The organism is Vibrio sp. YT-18 (genome assembly GCF_033337345.1).
GTDB lineage: Bacteria > Pseudomonadota > Gammaproteobacteria > Enterobacterales > Vibrionaceae > Vibrio > Vibrio alginolyticus.
This window is the reverse complement of the sequence record NZ_JAWOQO010000041.1, coordinates 1-5,784: the sequence shown is the minus strand read 5'-3', so window position 1 is coordinate 5,784 and position 5,784 is coordinate 1. Positions and strand designations below refer to the sequence as shown.

Below are 5,784 nucleotides of genomic sequence, written 5' to 3'. Positions count from 1 at the left end.
CCGACTCGCTGTGTGACTTTCGTCTCACTCCGTGTCGGTGGATGCGCAGTATAGGGGGTTGAGAAATTAGCACAAGCATTTTTTGCAAATAAAAAACCAACCGGTCACAAATTAGCCAAAAGTGCGATATTTGCATATTTCTTCGTCACATTTGAGACATATCACAGCAATTGGTTGGAAAAACACCAACCATATACGTAAGATTCATGTGTCTATTCTGTTAATGGACAATCGATCTCTTTATCACTATGTGTAGTAATTAAAATGACGTCTAAAAAAAATCTGATTTTATGTGTTGGGCTGGCCATCGTTGGGGGAATCATTTTCTCTCAATTCATCATCCCACCAGCCTTGAGCTTCCTCATTGGTGTTATCGCTACTGCTTTTCTTTTTTCATTTTCTAGCAAAACACCTGTTCTTCAATCTTCGGAGCCTGATCCTTCAACTAAAACGCTGTATGTCGGCAACCTTCCTTATAAGGCCAATGAGAGTCATGTTCGCGATTTGTTTGCTGAATATGGACAGGTCTATGCGGTACGCTTAATGAAAGATAAGCGCACTGGAAAAAGAAGAGGGTTTGGTTTTGTAGTGATGGCTGCGGCAGATGCCAAGCCAGCTATCGCTAAACTTAATGAAAAGGAATATATGGAGAGAACGCTAAAAGTGAGAATTGCGAACGATCCTAAACACCCGGATGGTGGTAAACCTGAACAGGATTAAAACCCAGCTTCTTTAAACAAATGTTCAGTGCATCTTCCTGCCAAGGAGTTGCACTGGCATAAATCGACTTACTTCCCTCTTCTGTATCCTCAATTTCATCACTTAATAGCAATGCTTTTACTCGACGTGCAATCGCTGCGCCTGAATCAATTAAAGTAACGTCCCCACCCAAAGCTTGATGAATCTCCTCTTTGATTAAAGGGAAGTGAGTACAACCGAGCACCGCAACATCGACTTTATCGCGAAGGGGAAGCAGGATATTTGTCAGTTCGTCGAGAGAAACGCTGTTGCCCCGCAATTTCTCTTCGGCCATATCTACCAAGCGAGTTGATCCCACCAGCTCAACTGGTTTGCCTTGCGCAAAGTCCCGTATTAACTCGTGAGTATATTGGCGTGTTACTGTCGCCGGAGTGGCGATCAGCCCTACCCCTTTTGATGCTAAAAGCGATGCGGGTTTAATCGCAGGGACAACACCAACAACGGGAATCGATAAATTTTCGCGTAAGGAAGGAAGCACTATGGTGCTCGCCGTGTTGCAAGCAATGACGACAATGTCGACTTGGTGTTCTTCGACTAATGAAGAGACCAGTTGGTTAACTCGTGAAATGAGTACAGCCTGATCGAGTTCACCATAAGGGTAAGCCTGATTATCGAATAAGTATAAGTAGTCTAGCTGGGGCAATAGGCGATGTATCTCTTGGAATACAGAAAGGCCACCAACACCGGAGTCAAAAACTAGGACTTTTTTCTTACTTGCTACTCGCACGAGCCTTACCTAAAGAACAGAAACGTTGCGATCATACTGCGTAGATTTGTTTTGGCAATGCTTTAGCATGGTATCTTTGATGGCTGAATCTATCTCCAGATTCTACATCTCGCTTCGTCAACTCGATATGTCCTTGAAAAGATGGCGAAGACGTGACCAATGTGTGAAATTCACCATTTTCCCCACAGGGATCAATTTGACTTGGTAATGACTCTATTAGGGCTTTGTCATACCAGCGACCACACCATTCTGGAGGGAGAACTCTTCCGTCGATGGTGATTAACATAGTTTGAATACCACGCTCTATGATTTCCATCGCTAGTTTTTCGCTGCTCTCCCCTAATAGAGGAAAGACGCATTCCCAGCCAACAGGTTCAATATAGCTGCGTCGGTAATCGGCAATGCCATTACAAAACATATCACCAAATGCGACAGCTTCTATGTTCAGACCACTACTTTGTAATGCATTAACGATGGTCGATTGATAAATGTCGTTACTTGGAAAGATTTCAGGTAGCTCGATAGTAATGAGCGGAAGCGCAAGTAAGTCTGCTTGCATTTGTACGACTTCAAGCGGAGTTGCTTGGAAAGGGACTTCTTTCCCTACGTAAGTCGTGTACAAACCGACAACTTGATAATTTGGATTCTCGTTAAGGCGCTCAAGCGTTAATGTCGAATCTTTACCACTGGACCAACTGATCACCACTCGCTTGGGTTTCTTCATTCGATTTTCCACCACAAAATATTAAAAACCGCCCGAAGGCGGTTTGTGCTCATTCACGATTAGAATTCGTAGCCAACGTTGAGATAGTACGCTCGCTCCGCAGCAGGGTAACCTTTTGCCATCTCATACTCTTCATCAAGTAGATTATCGATACGAGCGCTAATAGAGGTCGACTCATTCGGATAGTAAGTCACCGCCGTATCAACCAACGAGTAAGAAGAAAGCGTAATATCTTGTGAAGGCCAAGTGCTGTAATCCACATCTGGACGCTTACCGACGTACTGATAGCTAACCGACCAATCCACTTTATCGAAGCTCACTAAAGTATTCCACTTATACATTTCTTTAGCGCGGCGCTGCAACTGATGCCCTTTATCGTCTTCTGCATCTTTATAATCTGCACTCAACTGGTGCTGCACAATCCCTGTGTCAAACTCAGCAACAAGCTCCACACCTTGGATATGTGTTTCACCATCGACATTCAAATATTTGTATGTGGTTGGATGGTAATCGATAAGATTCGTGATTTTATAGTCATAACCCGTTACGGACCAAAAAACGCCTTGGACATCACCGCTGAATGCTAGCTCCCAAGCATCTGACTCTTCCGGCTTAAGATCTTTCTCACCGTATGTTGGATCATACTGTTGATATAGGTTTGGAGCCTTAAACGCAGTACCAAAAGAAGCTTTAACCCCAAACTCTGGCACAAATTGGTAACCAGCCGCTAAACTGTAAGTGAACTCACTACCGTATTCTTCGTTATCATCAAGGCGAGCACTGCCCTCAAGCATTGCTTTATCAATACTAGTGGTTGCCATACCAAACAGAGCGCCATTGGTACGATCAAACGTTTTATTCGCACTCTTGTCTTTATAAGACTCATTACGCCAATCAATACCACCAGCCAACGTCGTATTGTTGTTTAGCAAGTAACTGTTGGTCCACTGGACATTCTGCTGCTCAAGTTCATCTTCAGTACCTGAGTGTTTGCCTTTTGCTTGCTCATAGTTCCAAGACTTCTGTTTCTGTGCCGTTACTTGTAGTTCTGACATTACATTATCAGACTGATACTTACCGCCCAGAGTGACAGAAAGATCGTCTTTTTCTGCTTCGTAGTAACCGCGACTGCCGTAGCTGCTGTCATATTGATAAACATTTTCGTAAGCACGTAGGTTACCAAATGCAGACCACTGATCATTGAAGTTATGCACGTAACCTAGCAGACCATTCTTTGTATCAAAGCCATGGCGATCACCGTCATTAACTCCCGGTACAGGACGAACGTTATAACCATCATCACTTTCACTACCAAGCGCGATATTTAGCTGGCCGCTCTCTGTGACTTTAATACCAGATGCCACACTCAATTCCTGGTAATCTAAGCTGCCTAAACCCGCACTTAACTTCGTTCCTTCTTCGTCAGCACGCGCAATGGTGATGATATTGATCACGCCACCAATCGCTTCTGAGCCGTAAAGTGACGCACGCGCACCACGCACGTACTCAATACGTTGAACGTAAGTAAGTGGGATTTGGTTAAAGTCCACAGCGCCCTTCGCTGCTCGTGCAAAACGTACGCCATCAACCAGTACTAAAACTTGGTCGGAACTGGTTCCACGAACAAATAAAGACGCTAGCTGACCACGACCACCATTTTGTGAAACTTGAATCCCGGTAAGGCGACGCAATACATCTGGTAGGGTTTTCGCTTGAATGCGATCGATGTCTTGTCGAGTAACTACTTCGACATCTGCCAACGTACGGCTTTCGGCTTGCTCAAAACGGTTTGCCGTAACAACGATGGTTTCGTCAGTGGAGGTTTCTTGGGCCTGTAGATAAGAGACAGGTGAAAGCAGCGATGCCAAAGTGATCGCCAGTGCGGATTTTCTCATTGTATTGTCCTAAATCGCGTAATTCCTTCCGAGCCCTGTCATCATGACAGTCCAGTGCTGTGGCTCAGTTGTTGGCAGGTATTCGGACTCAAGAGCACGGGTGTACCGCCTACTTGCTCGACTTCCCACATAAACTAATGCAGTGTCTGATGAGCGTTCGTTCTCTTTTACCGCTGCGCGTCAGTTCTGGATTCACACCAGATTCCCATTTCAGCCATCTAGATTGCTAGATAGCACCAACTTGAGGCAAATATTATTCAGCTATTGATTATTTGTCCAGCCAATATTGCCCTTAGAAGTTGTAACGTTTTGATTGATTTTGCTTTCTACTCTGCCTGTACGCACTATCTTTAAATCAATTCCAGTACAAAACTGGACATCCTATTGAGATTGAATAAAATCTGCGCTCTTAAATTGAATGCACCATAAAAGGTAAGATCATGGCTACTCTTGATGTAAACCCACAACGCTACCAAGAACAACTGGCTGAAAAAGTCGAACGTCTCACGGATATGTTCGCGCCATACAACATGCCAGAACTGGAAGTGTTTGAATCACCAGAGCAGCACTACCGCATGCGTGCTGAGTTCCGTGTTTGGCATGAAGGCGAAGATCTTTACTACATCATGTTCAACCAAGAAACTCGTGAGAAGTACCGTGTTGACCAATTCCCTGCAGCAAGCCGTCTGATCAACGACCTGATGCCGCTATTGGTTGAAGCGATGAAAGACAACGACTCACTACGTCGTAAACTGTTCCAAGTGGATTTCCTATCGACGCTAAGTGGTGAGATTCTGGTTTCACTCCTTTACCATCGCCAACTTGATGAAGAGTGGATTGAAAACGCGAAAGCCCTTAAACAGCGTTTAAATGATGAAGGCTTTAACCTAAACATCATTGGTCGCGCTCGTAAGATGAAGATTGTCCTAGACCGAGACTACGTTATCGAGAAGCTCGATGTAAATGGTCAAAGCTACATCTACCAACAAGTAGAGAACAGCTTCACTCAGCCGAACGGCAAAGTCGCAGAGAAGATGCTGGAATGGGCGGTCGACTGTACCCAAGAAAGCACTGGCGACCTACTAGAGCTTTACTGTGGTAACGGTAACTTCTCGCTGGCGTTGGCACAGAATTTCGACCGCGTACTGGCAACTGAGCTAGCGAAGCCATCTGTGGTATCTGCACAGTACAACATCGCCGCCAATAAGATTGATAACGTACAAATCTTACGTCTATCGGCAGAGGAATTTACTCAAGCGATCGAAGGTAAGCGTGAATTCCGTCGTCTACAAGATGCAGGTGTGGATCTGAAGAGCTACAACTGCAACACGATTTTTGTCGATCCACCACGTGCTGGGATGGATGTCGATACTTGTAAAATGGTGCAAGGTTACGAGCGCATCATGTACATCTCTTGTAACCCTGAGACTCTAAAAGAGAACTTGGACATTCTATGCGAAACACACAACGTGACGCGTTTTGCTCTGTTTGACCAATTCCCTTATACCCACCACATGGAAGCTGGCGTGCTATTGGAACGTAAAGCTTAGTCCACCAGCTTCAGACAAAAAAAAGCGAGCTCAATGGCTCGCTTTTTTTAATTTGATTGTGCCGTCCTAAATAAGGTTGACACTTTCCACCCCCAAAATTGGAGAGTGTTATGAAATCAACAACTAAAA

5 protein-coding genes and 1 riboswitch are annotated in these 5,784 nt (G+C 44.7%); of the genes, 2 read left to right on the top strand and 3 right to left on the bottom strand.

What is annotated here, in order from left to right:
• Nucleotides 1-264: 264 nt before the first annotated feature.
• The gene (locus tag R7M72_RS23935; protein ID WP_017821270.1) at nucleotides 265-720 is read left to right on the top strand and encodes an RNA-binding protein; all 456 of its coding nucleotides are present in this window, start codon (nucleotides 265-267) and stop codon (nucleotides 718-720) included.
• Here R7M72_RS23935 and murI read toward each other — a convergent pair.
• From murI to btuB, 3 genes are read right to left on the bottom strand one after another with little or no spacing between them, the layout of a single operon-like run.
• Nucleotides 683-1,486 carry a glutamate racemase gene (gene murI / locus R7M72_RS23930; protein ID WP_213900082.1) on the bottom strand — a complete coding sequence of 268 codons (804 nt, stop codon included), beginning with the start codon at nucleotides 1,484-1,486 and terminating at the stop codon, nucleotides 683-685. The genes R7M72_RS23935 and murI overlap by 38 nt on opposite strands.
• A gap of 31 nt (nucleotides 1,487-1,517) precedes the next feature.
• Nucleotides 1,518-2,210, bottom strand: a complete 693-nt coding sequence (locus R7M72_RS23925) for an ATPase (RefSeq protein ID WP_005378675.1) — start codon at nucleotides 2,208-2,210, stop codon at nucleotides 1,518-1,520.
• Nucleotides 2,211-2,269: 59 nt separating this feature from the next.
• Nucleotides 2,270-4,105 (bottom strand): TonB-dependent vitamin B12 receptor, encoded by a 1,836-nt coding sequence (gene btuB / locus R7M72_RS23920; protein ID WP_171343346.1) that lies wholly within the window; start codon nucleotides 4,103-4,105, stop codon nucleotides 2,270-2,272.
• Between the two features lie 55 nt (nucleotides 4,106-4,160).
• A riboswitch (cobalamin riboswitch) is annotated at nucleotides 4,161-4,361 on the bottom strand.
• 184 nt (nucleotides 4,362-4,545) lie between these two features.
• Here btuB and trmA point away from each other — a divergent pair.
• The gene (trmA, locus tag R7M72_RS23915; protein ID WP_033907263.1) at nucleotides 4,546-5,655 is read left to right on the top strand and encodes a tRNA (uridine(54)-C5)-methyltransferase TrmA; all 1,110 of its coding nucleotides are present in this window, start codon (nucleotides 4,546-4,548) and stop codon (nucleotides 5,653-5,655) included.
• The last annotated feature ends 129 nt before the right edge of the window (nucleotides 5,656-5,784 follow it).